Origin of the sequence: Nocardia sp. SYP-A9097, assembly GCF_009649815.1 — a bacterium.
GTDB lineage: Bacteria > Actinomycetota > Actinomycetes > Mycobacteriales > Mycobacteriaceae > Nocardia.
This window is the reverse complement of sequence record NZ_WJIC01000025.1, coordinates 17,053-37,632: the sequence shown is the minus strand read 5'-3', so window position 1 is coordinate 37,632 and position 20,580 is coordinate 17,053. Positions and strand designations below refer to the sequence as shown.

The window sequence follows — 20,580 nt, the reverse complement described above, 5'->3', positions numbered from 1 at the left end:
GTTCGAGGCCGAGGCGATCGAACAGGACTAGGCGTGTGGACCGCTCGACCAGCGTCGCGATCGCCGATCTGCCCGGGGGCACCGATGGTGAGGTCACCCCAGTAGCCCGGCGCGGCGCGCCGAGGCCGCGATGGATCAGGTTCACCCCGTGCGCACATGTTAACTAAGTCAATAGGTGCCGTATTATCTTGGCGAGAACCCACTGACCCGGAGATGCCGATGCCTCAGCCCGACGCAATACCGGTGACGTTGGCCGAAATCGCCAGGATCGCCGGCGTTGGACGGGCGGCGGCCAGTAACTGGCGGCGGCGGCACGACACCTTCCCCAAACCCATCGGCGGCACGGATATCAGCCCGCAGTTCTCCTTGACGGAGGTCGAGGCATGGCTACGGGAGCAGGGCAAGCTTCTGGAGATCGGTGCGAAGGAGCGACTGTGGCCGCAGTTCGACGCCTTGGACGATCGCGCCGAAACCGGTCGGGCGATCGCTCTGACCGCGTTGAAGCAAGAGCACCCCGATGTGGCCCTGGAGTCCGAACCTCAACTCTCGCTGTCACATTCGGCTGAACGTGTGGCACGTCAAGCCATCGCCCTGGCGGAGCGGGAGGGGCCGCGGCAGATATTCGAGTTCCTACTGGGGCGCTGGCTGGATACCCATGTGCGCCAGATCAGTTCTACTCCCGAACCGTTGGCGTGGTTGATGGCCGAGATCGCCGAGCATGTCCGCAGCGTCCCCGGAAGCGGCGGGCCGCGCATCGTGCTCGACCCGGCCTGCGGTTCGGGTGGCTTACTTCGCGCTGCGGCCGATGTCTGCCTCCGCGACACCGACGGTATGGGCTCTGTGCGATTGGCGGGAGCGGAGAAGGATCCGGTTCTGGCAGCTTTGACTGCAGCGCGTTTGTCCCTGACCTCCTTGGGAGATACTGCTTCCCAGCCGTGGACGGTGGATGTCCGGCCCGCCGACTCGCTGCGGGCGGATTCCCATCCAAACCTGCGTGCCGATCTCGTACTCTGCAACCCGCCGTTCAACGAGCGCGACTGGGGATACGAGGAACTGGCAACGGATCCCCGCTGGGTATACGGGCTTCCACCGCGTACGGAACCCGAGTTGGCGTGGGTCGAGCACGCAGTGTCGAAGCTGCTCCCCGGCGGAGTCGCGGTGCTATTGCTTCCTCCGGCCGTCGCGTCGAGGAAAGCGGGCCGGAGAATTCGCGGAGCCCTGTTGCGCGCCGGTGTGCTACGGGCGGTAATCGCCTTGCCGCCGGGGTGTGCCCCGCCGCATAGTGTGGCTTTGCAGCTGTGGGTGCTTCAGGCCGCCCGCCCGGGGCAGAGCGCCGATGCAGGTCACTCGATTCGTCTGTTGGACGCCGACGACGCGGTGAAGGCTGCCGAAAGTATCGATTGGCATGCCCTGCGCGACGAGGTTTTCGCGGCGATGGGCGCGAACGGTCCTGCACCAGACCAGGATTCGGCGGAAGTTCGCGCGCCGCGACGGATCCGCGCCGTAACGCTCCCCGTGATCGACCTGCTCGACGAAGAGGTCGATCTCACCCCTGCGCGCCACATCCCGGTCAGACCGACCGGAAACGTCGTCGAACTGCGAGAAACCTGGGGTCGTTTGTCGACATTGCTCGCAGAAGTGCAGGAGTCGGCGATCTTGCTGTCCGCCATCGGGTTGCGCGCGAACGGGGATGGGCAGCCCGGAACGATGACGATCGGGGAATTAGCGCGAGCCGGGGCGCTGGTCGTGCACACCGGACAGCTGCCGACGGAGGGCTGCGTTCGAACCGGTGTGATCGGCACGGGCGGAGTGCCCTACCTGACGGTGTCGGACCTGTTGATGGAAGGCGACCCGGGCGGCTGGGTTCCAGCGCAACAGGTGGCAGATGCCGGGCTGACGGCAACGGACCGAAACGATGTGATCGTGTCGGGAGTGACACGGGCGTTCAGCGCCTGGGTGGAGGATGGGACTACAACGGTGCTGGGACCGCAGTTGTATGCGCTGCGATTGGATCCCGGGAAGCTGGATCCCTGGTTCCTCGCGGGGTGCCTGCGTGCGCCCGCGAATGGCCGTCAGGCCGGAACACACACGTCGAGCTCGGCCCGGGTCGATATCAGGAAGCTGCAGGTTCTGCAGGTACCACTCGCGGAGCAGCGTCGGTACGGCGAAGTCTTCCGTCAGGTGACGCAGTTCGAACAAGCTGTTCGCGGGCTTGGCGAAATGGGCGTGGTGCTCGTGCGGGAGCTCAGCAACAACCTGTCTGCGGGGCGTCTGTCGCCGAGCTGAACCTGCGCCGGGCCGGTGTCAGCCGTGGTCGGTGGTGTAACCGGATTCGGTCAAATTGGTGTCGAGTTCGCGGCAGATCGCACGGACCATTTCGGCGTCCCGCTCGGGCAGCGCTTCCGCCGCCGTGACGGTTTCGCGCAATGTTTCGACGGCGAGATCGCCATTTCCGAACGGCAGACGGCATTCGGCCACTCGCAAACGCCAGATCAATGCCGCTGCCTGATCCCGTGGATCACGGCTGTGCGCCAGGTCTTCAGCCATTTGCTGATACAGCGGGGCTGCGCGGCCGCAATCGCCGAGTACGCGTAATCCCTCAGCGGCCAACCGCCAGACGCGTCGAACCAGCGGCCGGGCCGGTCCCCACTCTCTTCGTGCCGCTATCGCGATCTCCGCCAGCCGGGCCACTGCGGGGCCGGGCTCGAACGCGGCCAGCTCTCGCTCCGCATCCTCGCAGTCCTGCTCGACGAGGCGCACCTTCAGCCAGCCTGAGGATTCCGGCCGACGTGGTTGCGTCACCGTAGATCCGCCGAGAGGCGGATTTTCCGTATCGCTTTGCGAGATTCGATACGGCAGCGTCGGGTCGGGTTCCAAACGCGGGACGGGTGCGGGCGAACCCGGCGCGGGCAAATGGGGCCGAAGCCCGCGCTGAATCTCTGCCATGTCCGGTCGTCCGTCCGGAATCTTGGTGAGCATCTTCTGGACGAGCTCATCGAGCTCGGGCGGCACCTGAGGCGCGAACACCTCCAAGGGGAACGGAAGCTTGTCCAAATGCTGGCCCTGTAGGCCGCCGTGCTCCTCCAGGAACGGCGTCCGGCCCGTCAGCAACTCGTAGCAGACACAGCCGAGCGCATAGCTGTCCGTCTTGGGAACGACCATATCTCCGCGAATTTGCTCCGGCGCTTGATATCCGGGACTGCCCAGACTGGAGCCGTGCTGCGTATACCGTGTCACGGTGGCACCGAGCGGCCTCGCGATTCCGAAATCGAGCAGCACCGCGATCCCCCGTGCGGAGACGATCACGTTCTGCGGCTTGAGGTCTCGATGCACCACGGGGCGTTCGTGCGCGCATTCCAGTGCGGAGGCGATCTGCATCGCGATGGCGATGGCCGGTCCGACGGTCAGTGGGCGGTACCGCGCCAGGAAGTCATTGAGCGGGGTGCCGTCGATGAACTGCATGACCAGGTAGGGCGTGCCCTCGTGGGTGCCTTCGTCGTACAGGCGGGGGATGCCCGGATGGTCGATCTGGCCCAGCAGGTTGCCCTCACGCCTGAACCGCTTGCGCATGATGGCGAGTTCTTCCGAACGGTAATGCGTGTCGATACCGCTCATCAATTCGTCGGCAGGACTCAGAAACTTGATGGCGACCACGTCATCGTTCTGGATGTCCATGGCTCGCCACACCTCTGCCATGCCCCCCTTCCCGGCTCGCGATTCCAGTCTGTACCGGCCGCCGACCAGCACATCACGCTGAATCTCCCGCGTTCGCATTGCTATCCCTCCGACCAGTGATTCCGGTCCTAGATCCCGGCCTGTGAATTATTCTAGCAACAAATCATCTATGGACTATGTTCACAACATGTGTAACCATCATGTATCCGCCCGATCTGCAGGGGAGTACTCGATGACCGACTGGCCGCGCCCGAGCGGAACTCAGGGGGACGTGTGGCTCGTGCGGGCAAGCAGCGTCGCAGTCCGCGAGAATCCGAGGGACTGTCCGATGGCCGCAAGTGCTGCGCTGCGGCCACTCCTGAAGCCTGATCCGGTTCCACCTTGGAGCTCAAAAGCATTGGAGGACTTCACTTTCGCGCCAATGATGGGTGGACTCGACCTGATCGAGCACGACGGCTGGTCGCAGGCCGACGCCATTGCCGAGCTCATGCGCACCAAAGGAAAGTTTGACAGCAACCGCGCACCGGCACACCCATCTCTGCTCGAGTGGACCGTGCAGGCGATTCCGCGCTATCTCGCGGCCCGCGAGGCGGAGCAAGCCGACACTGAAGGTTCGGTCCCGCAGACGATTCCGATTCGATTCGAGTGGGCGGCGCTCTATGACCGCAAAGGGGATCCGGATTCACGTGGAGCCACCCGCTACGAGCGGTCGGTATGGGGCCGTCGCTACGCTTCGGCCGACGGATCTGTGCGCGATATATGGCTACCGTCCATCAACAGGGCGCGATCGAATCGGTCAGAAGCCGAGAAAGCCGCCGTGGCAGACGTGCTGGCCACGGGTGAGGTCTGTCCACGCCCGGGTTTCGAGCGTCCTTATCGGCCACTGCGCAACCAGCCACCTCTGCGGCCTGTACGGGTAAGAGCCTTCGGGTACGGATGCGGCGACGACAAGGTGGTGCCGATTCTGGATTGGGACCAGGACGAGGTACGTGGGCGCTACCGCGAATACGCGGCACCGGCATTCGCTCGGGCGGCCGCGGGATCGGCAGCCGTCCCAGGCTCCAGCTGTGGTGATACCGGGCCGGGCATTGCCCGTAGAGCCGCAGATCAGTGGCTGAACGGTTCCGGTGTTCGCGGTGCTGTCGTCTACAGCAATCACATGGGCGTGCACGGAATCGGAGCCGGACTCATGTCGCATCAGCGCTCGGTGATCACCGAATGGGCGGAGCAGGCGCTTCCCGACGGGCTCGTTCGAACGGAATCGCTGTCCCGCAGTGCGGTCGGCACCAGCAAACCCGCCAATGCCCGGCCCGCTGTGGAGGGGCAGGGGAAGCGGGCCGAGGAACTACGAGCCGCGCACGCGCGTCGTGGAGCCCTCGCGGCAGCGGTCGTCCGAATGCGGTCCGCGGAGCTGGAAGCCGTGCTGGACGGACCTCCGATCTTCGAAGCCAGATTGCTGTGGCAAACGGCGTCTTCACGCCGGGCCGCGATCACGGGGCTCGCCGAAATCCTGGGCCTTGAGGAGAAGAGCGGCGCGCCCATGTTCGATGATGGCAGTCCCGAGGCCGTGGAAGCGGTTTTCGACACCGCCGAGCCGGGGAACGCGGTGGTGTATGAGTGGCGTACACCGGAACTGACAGTTAGGTTACGCTGCCTCCCATTGTCCGGAGGGCTTGCCGACAAGCTCGCACTCGATCCCAAAGTGCGACCCCAGAGCGTCGCCTTGACCGCCGCGGTCGCGGGACGTCGAGGCGAGCTGGCGAAATTCCTGAGCGACGACGGATCCGATCCCGGGTCACCAACTCTCGCGCTGGTCGAGATCGCACATCGCAGTACCTTCCGCCCCGCGACCACCGACCCGAAGTTCGTCATGCGACTCGGTTGCGCCGACGCCGGCGTTCTCACCCAGTTCGTCGTCGTTCCGTCCAATGCCAAGGGCGTGAAAACCGAGAAGAATGTCGATCACCGAGTCCGCTCAGGCTGGCTGGACGGGTTGCGGCAGCTCGGGGTCCGCGTGCTTCCGGAACACACCCTCGGGGGCAGCCTTCCCGAGGACCTGCGCTACGCCGCGATCTGGATGGTCAAGCGCCGCAAGGACGGCCCGACCCGGCTCCCCTTGCATCTGCCCGTCGCGGTCCTGATGACTCCGATGCCGGAAGACTCGGGTCGAGTACAGGTCCAGGGGTGGGACGACGACACGAAAAGCTGGACGCCATACCCGAAATTCCTTCTGGGACTGGTGAAAAAGGCCGAGATACCCGGTGTGGAAGTGCCGGCCGGGCAGTGGATCACCAATGTCGATTGGCGCAAGAACATGGATCAGCAGCGCAAGGAGACAGCCAGCTTCCTCCAGCGGATGCTGTTCTCGCTGCGCGATCAGCCCACCGTGCTGATCGCGCACTCCCAGAACAGCCGCCAACACTGGCCCTGGCTTCAGGACGGCAACACCGTCGTAGACCTCATCAAGACAGGCCATGCTCCGCCAGCCACACTCGACCCCAATCTGCGGCTCGTACGGATCCGCGGCGGCGCTGGGAGAGAGACCCCACAGTGGTGGGGTACTGGCAGGCCCGACGGTATCAATGGCCTGCCCGCAGGTTTGTGGACACTGCCGACCACGCCCGGTGCCGACCATCGGATCTTCTACAGCACCACCGAAAAGGCCAGTCAGTTCAAGAAGTCCGCCGTAAGTGCCAATCGCCTGGCCCCGCGAGCGGTGGCAGGAAGCGGCAAAAACTGGACCATCGACGCGGACAAACCCGCATGGAACCCCTCGTTGGTAGAAATCGCGGTTCTCGGTTGCCACCCAACCGCCGAGGAGAACCGTGCCGGGGACGATCCCGAGGCTCTCGCCCTGGCCATGCACCAGCTGCGCCAGGCCCCCGACTATTTGGACGCGCTCTCCCTCCCGCTACCACTGCACCTCGCCGGATTGGCTCAGGCATATGTCCTGCCGATGCTGGCCGCCGACGAAGACTCCGACGACCCCGACCTCGAAATCGACACCATCTCCGACGACCTTGACCCGGATCTGGCGAGCGCGCCCGGCCTGTCGCAAGAACTCGACCCTACTGAAGAACCAGCCCTGTCGATTTGGTGAATCCGAACCAGTTCCTCATGCGTCGACTCTGCGAGTCGACCAGCAGGCTGCGAGCTCTGGCTGCTCCGTGTGGGGCACCAGAACCGAATATCTGTTGGAGCGTCCCGTGATCTACTCGTAGCGGTCTACACGCGGTGCCAGCCATCGCTCGGTGTCCATCGTCTCGTCCGGAAGTGGTTGCAGCAGAGTCTTTTCTGCAGCCGAAGTGTTCTCCGATGACGCCCGCGCGTGTGTCGATGCGCCGGTCGTCGTCGGCGATGTCGAACGATCATGGCGTTGAGATCGGCGATGGAGCCGACCTGTAGAACCGGGACAAGCCTGTTGCAGCGGAGACGGACGGGATCTCATCCGCCCATCTCGTGTCCTCCCTCGGCGGGCCGTCGGGATCGACGACACCGGCTTCTCCGCACTCGGCCTCGCGATCGTCCAGTCCGAGGACACGCTCGGCTTGGATGATCGGCAGTCGAAGGCAAGTCGCGGCGTTGGCGCCGTGTGGTGGCGGTCGCGGTTCACCGCCAGACAACATTTGGTGGCGTAGTCGATCACCACGCAGATTCGCCGATCCTGTCAACGGTTCTTTGAGAACCCGCTGAAATCGTTCTGCCAGAACGCATTACGGCGAGTTGGAAGATCATGGAACATGGTGCGCCCCGACAAGAGCCCACGAACGCCGCTCATCTCGCTGAGCGAGATGAGCGGAGACCTCCTGGAGCGGATCACGTACTTCGGCTCTCGGAGTCCTGGCGTGTTCGTCACGAAGTCTTGCCGGTGGCCCTCGACTCGCATGATGTGTGACATCCAGTGATCGCAGGTCGGGGTTCTGGGGACGAGTCTGCCCAGCCGTGAGTGACCGGGCACGCGACCGAACTGACACTGGCCGCCGGCGAACTGATCCAGAAGGATCTGTTGCGCACCTACCCGAATATCCGATACGTGTTCCCCCACATGTGCGGCTACGCGCCTTTCATCGCCCAGCGCCTGGATCTGCACGCGGGCTGGTACCTGCCTGCCGGTCGCCCGGCGGTGGCGGACCAGCTGAAGCTGCTGTACTACGACACCGCCAACCCGACCCCCGGTGCGCTGGAACAAACCATCGGCATCGTCGGCGCCTCTCAGCTCATGATCGGCGCCGACTACCCCTTCGAAACCGGCGACTCCTTGATGAATTATCTGACCTACGTCGGCAAGTCTGGAATCCCGGCCGACCAGGTGACGGCAATCGAATCGGAGAACGCGCGCTGCTTCCTCCGTCTCTGAAACCGCCCGGGCATCCCTCGGACTCAGCCCTTCGCCACCGCGACCGCGCCGAAATGTTCTGCTGCGCGGTGCGATGTCTGCCGCGGAGCACCGCCGGAAGTGTTGCGGCGAAGAGTTCGCACAGGAGTCGGGCTCCGAGAAGCTCGATACACGCGTTCGTGTCATGGGTGACGCAGAGGGGTGTTCGAGTGACGCGCGATGTGGACTCGAACCCGCAAATCTGTCGGCGGTGACACCGATTGGTGTGTGAGGGCAGTCGAAACGCCGACGGATGGCGGGCATGGAGGCTGCCCATCCGGGCGAGTGACGGGTGCAAGGGAGGGCCAGCCGGCGCCAGGTATCGCGTGCGCTGGACGGTGGGGAAACCTGGATCGCGGTAGAGGCGCGGCGTGCATCGCGGCGGGAGTCGCCTATGAGGCGATCGGTGTTGCTGGGTGGGTGCTGGATGCCCGAGGGTTCCGGGAAAAGTTCGAACACCCTCTTCCGTCATGGATGACAGAAAAGGGTGTTCGAGTGGTGCGCGAGGCGGGACTTGAACCCGCACGTCCGTGGACACCAGAACCTAAATCTGGCGCGTATGCCAATTTCGCCACTCGCGCTAACGGTACGACCGTCCAAACTCTACCGGGCTGAACGGAGATCCAGAAGCACCGGGCGGGTGTGGCGTACTGGTCGGTAACCCTACCTGGGATTATAACGATTTGATAAACAGCAATGTGAGGAGCCCTCACATTTCCTTCACTGGTGTAACCGCGCTCACCAGCGGGTTCAAACATGAGGGAGAGTCATGTTTGTGGGCATTCTGGTACGGACGTACGGAAATACTCTCGGGTAGGGGGAGGCGCGGTAACCAAACATGAGGAGAACCTCATGATTTTGTGGAATCCTCGGCGTCTACCAGGGCCAGTTGGCCGGAGGAACACCTGCGCACCGTGAGCGCGGCCCAGTCCTGTGGGGACGGGGACGCCAGGAGAAGGAAGTCGAAGCGTTGACGATCAACGAGAGCACCGGGACCGGGTCGAAGGCCGAACGAGCCAAACAGAACCGGGATAGTGGAGTCAGGTCGTCACTCTTGGACCGGTTGCTGGGGGGTGCGCCCTACGCGCTGGCATTCGGTGGGCAGGGTGCGGCGTGGCTCACCGAACTCGAGGAGATCGGCCGCGACAGCGCGCTCGAGCCCGAGCTGACCGCACTGGTCAACGAGGCCGCCGGCAAGCTGGAACCGATTGCGGCGCAACTGCTTGTGGTGCGGCCCGTCGGCTTCGACCCCATCGGCTGGATGCTCGAGGAAGAGCTCGCCGACCCGGAGCAGGGGGAGGTGTCGGCGGCGCCTTCCGCGCAGGTGTTGCGCTCCGCCGCGGTCTCCATGCCGGGTGTTTTCCTGACTCAGGTCGCCGCGCTGCGGGCGCTGCGCCTGCAGGGCCTCGATATCGTCACCAACGCTCCGGCGGCCGTGATCGGGCACTCACAGGGCCGGATCGCCGCTACCGCCGCACAGGCGCACGGACAGCGGGACGCGGAATTGCTGGCCATCGCCCAGTTGATCGGCGCCGCAGCCGGACTGGTCGCCCGCCGCAAGGGCCTCATGCCGATCGGTGACCGCTCGCCCATGGTCGCGGTCTCGCATGTCGATCCCGAAGAGTTGCAGGCCGTCGTCGACGAGGTCTCGCGCGGCGTGGCCGCCGAGAAGGCCGCCGTGCTCTCGATCCGCAACGGCCGTCGCCGCGCGGTGCTCAGCGGTCCGGTGGCGCAGCTGGATCGAGTTCGCCGGCGCGCGGCCGAGATTCACGACGAGCAGTCGAAGGAGCGCGACGCCAAGAAGCGTGGCGGTTCGGTCTTCGCGCCGGTGTTCGAGGACATTCCGGTCGAGGTCGCCTTCCATCACCCCGCGCTGCAGGACACCGTCGAACTGGTGCGCGGCTGGGCCGGACAGTGCGGCCTGGACACCGAACTGGCCGCCGCCCTCACCCAGGAGGTGCTGGTCGACCCGATCGACTGGGTCACCATGGTCGACACCACGGTCGCGCAGGGCGCGCAGTGGATTCTGGACCTCGGCCCGGGTGATCTGCTCTCCCGCCTGACCTCCGGATCGCTCAAGGGCACCGGCGTCGGCGTGCTCGCCGCCTCCACCCGCGCGGGCCAGCGCAGCCTGTTCACTCCCGGCGCGGCCCCCGAGGTTTCCCCCGCCTGGGCCGAATTCGCGCCCAAGCCGGTGCGCCTGCCCAACGGCCGCATTGTGGTCGAGACCGCGTTCACCAAGCTCACCGGCCGCTCGCCGATCCTGCTGGCGGGTATGACCCCGACCACCGTCGACGCGAAAATCGTTGCGGCGGCGGCCAATGCGGGCCACTGGGCCGAGCTGGCCGGTGGCGGTCAGGTCACCGAGCAGATCTTCGCCGACCGCGTCACCGAACTGAAGACGCTGCTGCACCCGGGCCGCTCGGTGCAGTTCAACTCGCTGTTCCTGGACCCGTACCTGTGGAAGCTGCAGCTGGGTGGAAAGCGCCTGGTGCAGAAGGCACGTACCGCCGGTGCGCCGTTCGACGGCGTCATTGTCACCGCCGGTATTCCGGAGCTGGACGAGGCTGTGGCCCTCATCGAGGAGCTGACCGAGGTCGGCATCACGCACGTCGCGTTCAAGCCGGGCACCGTGGCGCAGATCCGCGCGGTTCTCCGAATCGCCGATGCCGCACCGGATTACGCGGTCATCATGCATATCGAGGGCGGCCGCGCCGGTGGCCACCACTCCTGGGAGGACCTCGACGACCTTCTGCTCGAGACCTACGGTGAACTGCGCAGCCGCGCCAATGTGATCGTTTGTGTCGGAGGCGGCATCGGTACGCCCGAGCGCGCCACCGAATACCTCACCGGCGCTTGGTCGCAGGGCTACGGCTACCCGGTCATGCCTCTGGACGGTGTGCTGGTCGGCACCGCCGCCATGGCCACCCTGGAGGCCACCACCACTCCCGAGGTCAAGCAGCTCCTCGTGGACACCCCCGGCACTCCCGACTGGGTCGCCGCGGGCACCGCCACCGGCGGAATGGCTTCGGGCCGTAGCCAATTGGGTGCGGACATCCACGAGATCGACAACTCCGCCTCGCGCACCGGCCGCCTGCTGGACGAGGTCGCCGGTGACGCCGATGCCGTGGCCGAGCGCCGCGCCGAGATCATCGAGGCGCTCAACGGCACCGCCAAGCCGTACTTCGGCGATGTCGCCACCATGACCTACCTGGAGTGGCTGGAGCGCTACGTCGAGCTCGCTGTCGGCCTGGACCGGCGCAGGGATTTCGACTGCGGCGGCGACTTCGCCTCCGCCATCGCCGACGCCACCGCCTCGGTCTGGCTGGACATCACCTGGCGCGACCGATTCGCGGAGATGGTGCGCCGCACCGAATCCCGCCTCAACCCGGCCGACCGCGGGCAGATCGACACCCTCTTCGCCGCGGATGCCGATTTCGAGACCCCGGTCAAGGCCATCTGCACGCTGAAGGAGCAGTACCCGGCCGTCGCCGAGGCCATCCTGCACCCGGCCGATGTCCCGTTCTTCGTCAGCCTGTGCAAGCTCCCCGGCAAGCCGGTCAACTTCGTACCCGTGGTGGATCAGGACGTGCGCCGCTGGTGGCGCTCGGATTCGCTGTGGCAGGCGCATGATCCGCGCTACACCGCCGATCAGGTCTGCGTCATCCCCGGCACCGTCGCCGTCGCGGGCATCACCCGCGTGGACGAGCCGGTCGGTGAACTCCTGGACCGCTTCGAACAGGACACCGCGTACTCGCTGGTGCGCGCGGGCGTCGTCCCGGCCGCCGTGGACGGTCGCCGCCGCGCCGACGTCACCGCCGGTGCCATCGATATCGTGCTGGCCGCACCGGATGTGCAGTGGTCCGGTCGCACCACCGTCAACCCGATCCACCGCCTCGGCGACCTCGCCGAGTGGGCGCTGAATGAGGAGGGCGCGAACCACCCGCCCACCGGCGCCACCCTCACCCCGATCGCCGGACCCGAAACCGACCACGCCTACGTGGAATTGGCGGTCCCGCTGCTCGGCCGCGATGCCGTCCGCATTCGCATCACCGTCCCCGTCAGCGTGTACAACGGTGGCGCACCGGTCATTACCGAAGACGATGCCACCGAGGCCATGTCGGCCCTGCTCGCCGTCGCCGCCGGACAGTCGCTGCCCGAGGTCAAGACCATCGGTGACACCCCGGTCGCGCACGTCAACCTGGCCTGGAGCCCGGATCTGATCGCCGATCACGCCGGTGTCACCGGTTCCGGTCTGCCGGAGAGCCTCAGCACGCTCGGCCGTACCGTGCCCGATGTGCTCGTGGGCGCTTGCTGGCCCGCGGTTTTCGCGGTGCTCGGCGCGAGCCGTACCGAGGACGCGCGCAGCGTCATCGAGGGCATGCTGGATCTGGTTCACCTGGATCACCAGATCGCGCTGCTCGGCGAATTGCCCACCAGCCACGCCGTACTCGCGGTGCGCGCCGAGGGCAGGTCGGTGCTCGACACCGATCTCGGCCGCGTGGTCGAGGTGCAGGTGACCGTCGGTGTCATGCGTGACCACGGCCTGGACACCCCGCCGGTGGCGAAACTGGTGGAGCGCTTCGCCATTCGTGGTCGCCTCGGCGGCAATGAGCTGACCGATCCGCCGCGTGCCGGTGGCGTGCTGTCGGGGAACGCGGCCGACACCCCGCGTCGTCGTCGCCGCGATGTCACCCTGACCGCGCCGCGTGCCATGGCCGCCTTCGCACAGGTCTCCGGCGACCACAACCCGATCCACACCTCCGACGCCGCGGCCAAGCTGGCCGGGCTCGGCAGCCCGATCGTGCACGGCATGTGGCTCAGTGCCGCTGCGCAGCATGCGGTTTCGGCCATCGACCTGAGCGATAAGGTGCCGCCGCGCACCCTCACCGCGTGGACCACCCGCTTCCTCGGCATGGTGCGCCCCGGCGCGCAGATCGATGTGCGCGTGGAGCGTGTCGCGGTGGATCAGGGCACCGAGATCATCGAGGTCTCCTGCCGTATCGACGGCGATCTCGTCATGACCGGCACCGGCCGCGTCGCACCGCCGAAGACCGTCTACGCCTTCCCGGGCCAGGGCATTCAGACCAAGGGGATGGGTCTGGACGCACGCACTCGCTCGAAGGCGGCCAAGGAGGTCTGGGACGCCGCGGACAAGCACACCCGCGATGCCCTCGGCTTCTCGATTCTCGCTGTGGTGCGCGACAATCCGACCTACCTCAAGGCGCGCGGCGTCGAATACCGGCACCCGCAGGGCGTGCTGCACCTGACCCAGTTCACCCAGGTCGCCATGGCGACCCTCGGTGTGGCACAGGTCGCGGAGCTGCGCGAGGCCGGTGCCTTCATCGAAGGGGCCATGCTCGCCGGGCATTCCGTCGGAGAGTACAACGCACTCTCGGCCGTGGCCGGGGTGCTGCCGCTGCACGCCGTGCTCGAGGTGGTGTTCCAGCGTGGCTCGGCCATGCACGAGCTGGTGCCGCGTAATGCGCAGGGCCTCAGCGACTATCGGATGGCCGCCATCCGCCCGTCGCAGATCGGCGTCGCCGATCACGAGGTCATCCCGTTCGTGAACCGCATCGGCGAAGAGTCGGGCGAGTTCCTGGAGGTCGTGAACCTCAACCTGCGTGGCTCGCAGTACGCCATCGCGGGCACCGTCGCCGGACTCGAGGCCCTCGAGCTCGAGATCGAGCGGTTGCGTGCCGAAACCGGTGGCAAGCGTGCGTTTGTCGTGATCCCGGGTATCGATGTGCCGTTCCACTCCACCGTGCTGCGTGCCGGTGTGCCGGAGTTCCGTACCAAGCTCAAAGGGCTGCTGCCCGCCGACCTGCATCCGGAACTCCTCGTCGGACGCTACATTCCGAACCTGGTGCCGCGACTGTTCAACCTGGAGCGCGATTTCATCCAGGAGATCGCCGACCTCGTCCCGTCCGAGCCGCTCGCCGAAGTGCTTGCGAATTGGGATGATTGGGCCGCCAATCCCGCCGAGCTCTGCCGCGTGGTGCTCGTCGAGCTGCTCGCCTGGCAGTTCGCCAGCCCGGTGCGCTGGATCGAAACCCAGGATCTGCTGTTCACCGATGCCGAGCACGGTGGCCTCGGCGTCGAGCGGTTCGTCGAAGTCGGTTTGGCCGCAACGCCTACCGTCGCGAACCTGGCCTCCAACACGCTGAAGCTGCCCGCGTTCACGGACACCACGGTGGAGGTGCTCAATATCGAGCGCGAAGCCGCCATCGTGTACTCGACCGATACCGATCCCGCACCGGTCGACGAGCCGGAGCAGACCCCGGCCGAGACCGCTTCCGCCGCAACGACTCCGGCCGCCGCGCCCGCTGCGGCCCCGGTCGCCACCGGTGGACCGCGTCCGGACGACATCGGCTTCGGTGCCGCCGACGCCACTCGCATTCTGATCGCGCTCTGGACCAAGCTGCGCCTGGACCAGATCGGCCCGGTGGACACCATCGAGGGCCTGTGCGACGGTGTCTCCTCGCGTCGTAATCAGCTGCTCGTCGACCTCGGCGCGGAGCTCTCGCTCGGTGCCATCGACGGTGCCGCCGATGCCGATATGGGTGCGCTCTCGGCGACCGTCGAGCGCCTGGCCCGTACCTACAAGCCGTTCGGCTCGGTGCTCTCCGATGCCATCGGCGATCACCTGCGCAAGGTGTTCGGCCCGTCCGGTAAGCGGCCCGCCGCCATTGCCGAGCGCGTCAAGAAGGTCTGGGAGCTGGGCGACGGGTGGGCCAGCCATGTCACCGCCGAGGTTTCGCTCGGCACCCGGGAAGGCGCCTCCGTTCGCGGCGGTGACCTGGGCGGACTGGTTTCCGGTGGAATCGGCGACGGTGCTTCGGTCGACGCCGCCATCGATGCCGCCGTGCAGGCCGTGGCCGCGCGCCGCGGAGTCGCGGTCTCGCTGCCGTCCGCCGGTGGCGGTGGCGGTGCGACCGTGGATGCCGCCGCACTGGGTGAGTTCACCGAGCAGATCACCGGCAGCACTGGCGTTCTCGCCACCGCCGCCCGGGTGGTGCTCGAGCAGCTCGGCCTGACCGAGCAGCTCTCCGCACCGGAAGCCTCGGACGACAACCTGGTCGATCTGGTCTCCGCCGAATTGGGTTCGGACTGGCCGCGATTGGTCGCGCCCGCGTTCGACGCTCGCAAGGCGCTGCTCATCGACGACCGCTGGGCAAGTGCGCGTGAGGATCTCGCGCGGCTGTGGCTCGGCAATGACGCGAACAATGCCGAACTCCCGATCGACGGTTACCTCGGTGCGGGCGAAGCCGTTGCGACGCAGGCCAACTGGTGGCGGGACCGCGCCAAGCACGAAGCCCGCTCGGTGCTGGCCGGGCTCTTCGGCAAGATCGCCGAGGCCGCGCTGTCCGATGCGGACCCGGGTGTCTGGTCCGACGATATCGCCGTAATCACCGGTGCCAGTAAGGGTTCCATCGCGGCCGCCGCGACCGGACGCCTGCTCGCCGGTGGCGCGACGGTCATCGTCACCACCTCCTCGCTGAACGACGATCGCGTCGGCTTCTACAAGAAGCTGTACCGCGAGAACGCCCGCCACGGCGCCTCGCTGTGGGTCGTCCCCGCGAATATGGCCTCCTACACCGATATCGACGCGCTCATCGAGTGGGTCGGTAACGAGCAGGTCGACAATGCCGGTGGCGCGAAGGTTCTCGTCAAGGAGGCGATGACCCCCACCCTGCTGCTGCCGTTCGCCGCACCCCGTGTCGCCGGTGACCTGGCCGACGCCGGGGCCCGTGCCGAAATGGAGATGCGCGTACTGCTGTGGTCGGTGGAGCGCCTCATCGGCGGTCTGTCCAAGCTGGGCGCGGACCACGATGTGGACGCGAAACTGCATGTGGTGCTGCCGGGTTCGCCCAACCGCGGCATGTTCGGCGGTGACGGCGCGTACGGCGAGTCCAAGGCCGCGCTCGACGCCATCGTCACCAAATGGCGGGCCGAGAAGTCCTGGGCCGCCCGCGTCACCCTGGTGCACGCGCTGATCGGCTGGGTGCGCGGCACCGGGCTCATGGGTGGCAACGACCCGCTGGTCGAGGCCGTCGAGCAGGCCGGCGTGCAGACCTGGTCCACCGCGCAGATGGCCGATGAACTGCTCAAGTGGTGCACCTCGCGGGCCCGCGTCGTGACCGCCGCCGGACCGCAGCAGATCGATCTGACCGGCGGACTCGCCGGAGCCAAGCTGGATCTGCCCGAACTGGCACGGCAGGCGCGCGAGCAGGCCGAGGCCGAAGCCGACACCGAAGGTGTTGACGGAGTGACCATTTCGGCGCTGCCCGCACCGCCGACGCTCTCCTCCAAGCTGCCCACCCCCGAATGGGGTTCGGTCACAGCCGATCTCGACGACATGGTCGTCATTGTCGGCGCGGGCGAGCTCGGCCCTTACGGCTCGGCGCGCACCCGCTTCGAGATGGAGGTCTCCGACCAGCTCTCCGCCGCGGGCGTTTTGGAGCTGGCATGGACCACCGGCCTGGTCACCTGGGAGAACGATCCCAAGCCCGGCTGGTACGACACCGAATCCGGTGAGTACGTCGACGAGGCCGACCTCGCCGACAAGTACCACGACACCGTTGTCGAGCGCTGCGGCGTGCGCCGCTACGCCGATGACGGGGCGATGGTGGACAACACCGCGCCGCTGCTCACCTCGGTGTTCCTGGACAAGGACCTGTCCTTCGTCGTCAACAGCGAGTCCGAGGCGCGGGCCTTCTACGCCGCCAACCCGGAGCAGACCATCATCACGCCGGTCGACGGCACGGGTGACTGGCAGGTGACTCGCAAGGCGGGCACCGAGATTCGCGTGCCGCGCAAGGCCAAGCTGTCCCGCGTGGTCGGTGGTCAGATCCCCACCGGCTGGGATCCGACCCGCTTCGGTATCTCCGCCGATATGGCGAGTTCCGTTGACCGCGTCGCGCTTTGGAACATCGTCTGCACCGTGGACGCGTTCCTCGGCTCCGGTTTCAGCCCGGCCGAGCTCATGCAGTGGGTGCACCCGTCGTTGGTCGCCAACACCCAGGGCACCGGTATGGGCGGCATGTCGTCCATGCGCTCGCTGTACATCGACAACCTGCTCGGTGAGCCGCACGCCAACGACATCCTGCAGGAGGCGTTGCCGAACGTCGCTCTGGCGCATGTGGTGCAGAGCTATGTGGGCAGCTACGGCGGCATGATCCACCCGGTCGCCGCCTGCGCCACCGCCGCGGTCTCCGTGGAGGAGGGTGTGGACAAGATCAAGCTCGGCAAGGCCGATCTGGTGGTCGCCGGTGGTTACGACGATCTCGGTATCGAGGGCATTGTCGGCTTCGGTGACATGTCCGCCACCGCCGATTCGGCCGTAATGTCCGCCAAGGGCATCAGCGACCGGTACTTCTCCCGGGCCAATGATCGCCGTCGCGGCGGGTTCGTCGAATCCATGGGTGGCGGAACGGTTCTGCTGGCTCGTGGCACCGTGGCTCGCGATATGGGCCTGCCGGTGCTCGGTGTGGTGGCGTTCGCCCAGTCCTTCGCGGACGGCGTGCACACCTCCATCCCGGCCCCCGGCCTGGGTGCGCTCGGCGCGGGTCGCGGTGGCGCACAGTCCAAGCTGGCCAAGGAGCTCGGCAAGCTGGGTGTGAGCGCGGACGAGGTCGCGGTGATCTCCAAGCACGACACCTCCACCGCCGCCAACGATCCCAATGAGTCCGAGCTGCACGAGCGCCTGGCCACCGCCATCGGCCGCTCGGAAGGCGCTCCGCTGTTCGTGGTTTCGCAGAAGGCCCTCACCGGCCATGCGAAGGGCGGCGCGGCGGCCTTCCAGATGATCGGCCTGTGCCAGGTGCTGGCGCAGGGCGTGATTCCGCCGAACCGCAGCCTGGATTGCGTCGACGAGAAGATGGCGGCGTACCCGCACCTGGTGTGGGTCCGCGAGGCCATGGAGCTCGGAGATCGCTTCCCGCTCAAGGCCGGTCTGGTCACCTCGCTCGGCTTCGGTCACGTGTCGGGTCTGGTCGCCATCGTGCATCCGCAGGCGTTCGTCGAGGCCCTGGATCCGGAGCAGCGCGAGGCGTACCAGCGGCAGGCGCAGGAGCGTCAGCTCGCCGGCCGTCAGCGCATTACCGAGGCCATGTGTGGCGGTGCTCCGCTCTACGAGCGTCCCGCGGATCGCCGCCTCGGTGGTGACGGCACCCCGGCCAAGAAGTCGCGGCAGCTGGAAGCCGACATGCTGCTCTCGCAGCAGGCCCGATTGGGTACGGACGCAACCTATGTCGCCGTCCCGCCCGGACCGGCCTGCCGGTAATGCTCAGCTCGCATAGCTGAACGACCGAACAGCGGAGCCTACGAACCGTAGGCTCCGCTGTTATATATGTTGCAGAAATCGACTGCACTCAAAAGGAATCGAGGAGTCCCACGCTGTGACAATCCTTGGCATCGGCCTGGATTTGGTTTGCATCTCCGAATTCGCCGAACAGCTGGAACGCACCGGCACCACCATGATCCGGGAGAGTTTCACCGCTGGCGAGCGGCGCTATTGCCAAAGCAAAGGCACCGATCCGGCCCGCAGCTACGCCGCCCGCTGGGCCGCGAAAGAAGCGGTCATCAAGGCGTGGGCCTCATCCCGCTTCGCCCGCAGCCCCCAAATCGGCGACAACCCTTACCCTTTGATCGAAGTCGTCAATGACGCCTGGGGCCGCCCCAGCATCAAATTGCACGGCCTCGCAGCCGAATTCCTCCCCCGAGTCCGCGTCCACCTCTCCCTCACCCACGACGGCGACACAGCCGCCGCCATGGTGGTCCTGGAAGACCCGGGCGAACTCGCCGACCTCATCCAGGGCTGAGCCGCTCCGAATTTGGTGTGCCGCATTCGAATGCGGCACACCAAATTCGCACCGAGGGTTCAGTAGGCCAGGTCGGACCAGGGGATATGGATCGGGAAGGGGTGGAGGGTCCCGACGCCTTCCGCCGCTTCCGGAGTCCACTCACCGGTGAGAATGTATTCGCCCGCCTTCGGCGGTCGAAGTGGCGTCACACCCTCCGGCAGATGGAAATCGACAGCGGCGAAAGCGTACTGGCGCACCGCCGAAATTCGGCGTGGGTTCGGTGCGAGATCCACCTCCCAGTACCACGGGATGCGGGCTGCCGCGTAGCGAGCCTTCTTCGCCTCGAGCAGCGGCGGCGTGTTGGCGGGCGAAAGAACCTCACCCACCAGGACCGCGTCCTCGGCGTAGATCCAGTCGTACTCTGCGTCGCGGCAATGATTGATCATGAAATCTGGCGTGACGAAGCTGGATCTGTCGCGGGTGAAGAAGAGGTTGTTTTCCGACTCGACTTCCCAGCAGGACCCCGCAGTGCTCGACATCGCCTGTCTCGCTGCGGTTTCCAGCGTATTCGTCAGTCGTCGAGTGAACGTTTGATGTTCGCCGGTGCTGCGCTTGGCGTAAATCTCGTCGGCGACCCAGACCGGTCGCCCGTCTCGTAGCTCGATGTTCTCGGCGATCTCCTCGGGCAGCTCCATGAGCTCGTCCCAGGTCATGGTGGCGGGCAGTGGCGGCGGGTCGATATGCGGGATCGACATGAGCCCATGTTAGCGAGCGGTACCGACAAACCAGCCTCAGTTGGCTTCGGGTTCCAGGGGGGTGCGCTGGCCGCCGGAGCGTGATTCCTTCTCGGCGATCAGGAGATACGCGACCATGAGGCGTTTGAGTTCGGCTACCGCGTCTTCGTGGCTGAGGCCGTCTTGGACGGAGAAGTTCAGCATCGAGTAGACGACGTGGACCAGGACCTGGGCCATCATGGAGCGGCGGATGCGGGGGGTGCGGGGCATGAGGGAGCGGAGCATTTGGGCTACCGCTTCGGCGAATTCCTTCTCGTGGATGGCGCCGGTGGCCCGGGTCGAGGGGGTGGACTGCATGGCGAGCCAGACCTCGCGGCGGGACGGGTCGGTCATCCACAGGTCGGCGAGATGGTCGACCAGGGAGTTCATGTGGCGTAGCCAGTCCATGGACGGGATCTCGCCGTGGAAATCCGACAGCTCTTGTGAAACCGCAACCAGGTCTTGGCGATTCAGCTCGCACACGATCACGTATTTGTTCGCGAAGAACTGGTAGAGGGTGCCGATGGGGACTTCCGCGCGGGCCGCGACTTCCTCACAGGTGAACGACTCGAAGCCGACCTCGACGAGCAATTCGCGGGAGGACTGCAGCAGGGCGTCGAACTTGCGCTTGCTCCGTTCCTGCGTCGGGCGGCGACGGGGCATCAGCTCTTGTGGGTCGTCCTGCAACTCCAACGCAGGGTCCGGTCGTCGCGTCGACCTGGCTCCCGTGCGTGCTTCCACGTCCAACAGCCTAGAGGTAGCGACACTCCGATGACACGCTGCGGTAGTTCGTGTGTCCCTATGTCGTTCGGGAATCGCACCCATCCACACCGGGAGCGGTGACGAACCTTCATCGCAGCTGCTTCCCAGCGGCATGCGTTCGCACTCCTCTCGGGGGCTCCGTCCGGACAAGACCGTGTCTCGGAAAATGCGAGCACGACGACGTTGGAAG

8 protein-coding genes and 1 tRNA gene are annotated in these 20,580 nt (G+C 66.3%); 5 read left to right on the top strand and 4 right to left on the bottom strand.

Going from position 1 to position 20,580, the window contains the following annotated elements:
• Positions 1–156: 156 nt before the first annotated feature.
• Positions 157–2,286 (top strand): N-6 DNA methylase, encoded by a 2,130-nt coding sequence (locus tag GFY24_RS32665; protein ID WP_228566863.1) that lies wholly within the window; start codon positions 157–159, stop codon positions 2,284–2,286.
• An 18-nt stretch (positions 2,287–2,304) separates the two neighbouring features.
• On the opposite strand, the gene GFY24_RS32660 is transcribed toward GFY24_RS32665, so the two are convergent.
• Entirely contained in the window at positions 2,305–3,774 is a 1,470-nt protein-coding gene (locus tag GFY24_RS32660; protein ID WP_153808978.1) for a serine/threonine-protein kinase, read from the bottom strand.
• Positions 3,775–4,096: 322 nt separating this feature from the next.
• Here GFY24_RS32660 and GFY24_RS32655 point away from each other — a divergent pair, with 322 nt between their 5' ends.
• Together GFY24_RS32655 and GFY24_RS32650 are read left to right on the top strand one after the other, a co-directional pair.
• The gene (locus tag GFY24_RS32655; RefSeq protein WP_194853103.1) at positions 4,097–6,775 is read left to right on the top strand and encodes an RNaseH domain-containing protein; all 2,679 of its coding nucleotides are present in this window, start codon (positions 4,097–4,099) and stop codon (positions 6,773–6,775) included.
• An 846-nt stretch (positions 6,776–7,621) separates the two neighbouring features.
• Positions 7,622–8,032 (top strand): amidohydrolase family protein, encoded by a 411-nt coding sequence (locus tag GFY24_RS32650; protein WP_153808976.1) that lies wholly within the window; start codon positions 7,622–7,624, stop codon positions 8,030–8,032.
• 514 nt (positions 8,033–8,546) lie between these two features.
• Here GFY24_RS32650 and GFY24_RS32645 read toward each other — a convergent pair.
• Positions 8,547–8,631, bottom strand: a tRNA-Leu gene (locus GFY24_RS32645).
• A gap of 389 nt (positions 8,632–9,020) precedes the next feature.
• On the opposite strand from GFY24_RS32645, the gene GFY24_RS32640 reads away from it, so the two are divergent.
• Entirely contained in the window at positions 9,021–18,335 is a 9,315-nt protein-coding gene (locus GFY24_RS32640) for a type I polyketide synthase (protein WP_153808975.1), read from the top strand.
• A 115-nt stretch (positions 18,336–18,450) separates the two neighbouring features.
• On the top strand, positions 18,451–18,873 hold the full coding sequence (locus GFY24_RS32635; protein ID WP_309231616.1) for a holo-ACP synthase: 423 nt from the start codon (positions 18,451–18,453) through the stop codon (positions 18,871–18,873).
• A 59-nt stretch (positions 18,874–18,932) separates the two neighbouring features.
• On the opposite strand, the gene GFY24_RS32630 is transcribed toward GFY24_RS32635, so the two are convergent.
• Both GFY24_RS32630 and GFY24_RS32625 read right to left on the bottom strand, forming a co-directional pair.
• Entirely contained in the window at positions 18,933–19,550 is a 618-nt protein-coding gene (locus GFY24_RS32630; RefSeq protein ID WP_228566862.1) for a Uma2 family endonuclease, read from the bottom strand.
• 96 nt (positions 19,551–19,646) lie between these two features.
• Positions 19,647–20,291: a TetR/AcrR family transcriptional regulator gene (locus GFY24_RS32625; RefSeq protein ID WP_228566880.1), complete on the bottom strand. Its 645-nt coding sequence runs from the start codon at positions 20,289–20,291 to the stop codon at positions 19,647–19,649.
• Positions 20,292–20,580: the final 289 nt, after the last annotated feature.

Excerpts from the sequence above, each read along its gene's own strand:
- GFY24_RS32655 (WP_194853103.1), top strand. The coding sequence starts at position 4,097 with ATGATGGGTGGACTCGACCTGATCGAGCACGACGGCTGGTCGCAGGCC.
- GFY24_RS32665 (WP_228566863.1), top strand. The coding sequence starts at position 157 with ATGTTAACTAAGTCAATAGGTGCCGTATTATCTTGGCGAGAACCCACT.
- GFY24_RS32660 (WP_153808978.1), bottom strand. The coding sequence starts at position 3,774 with ATGCGAACGCGGGAGATTCAGCGTGATGTGCTGGTCGGCGGCCGGTAC.
- GFY24_RS32630 (WP_228566862.1), bottom strand. The coding sequence starts at position 19,550 with ATGGAGCTGCCCGAGGAGATCGCCGAGAACATCGAGCTACGAGACGGG.
- GFY24_RS32625 (WP_228566880.1), bottom strand. The coding sequence starts at position 20,291 with ATGCCCCGTCGCCGCCCGACGCAGGAACGGAGCAAGCGCAAGTTCGAC.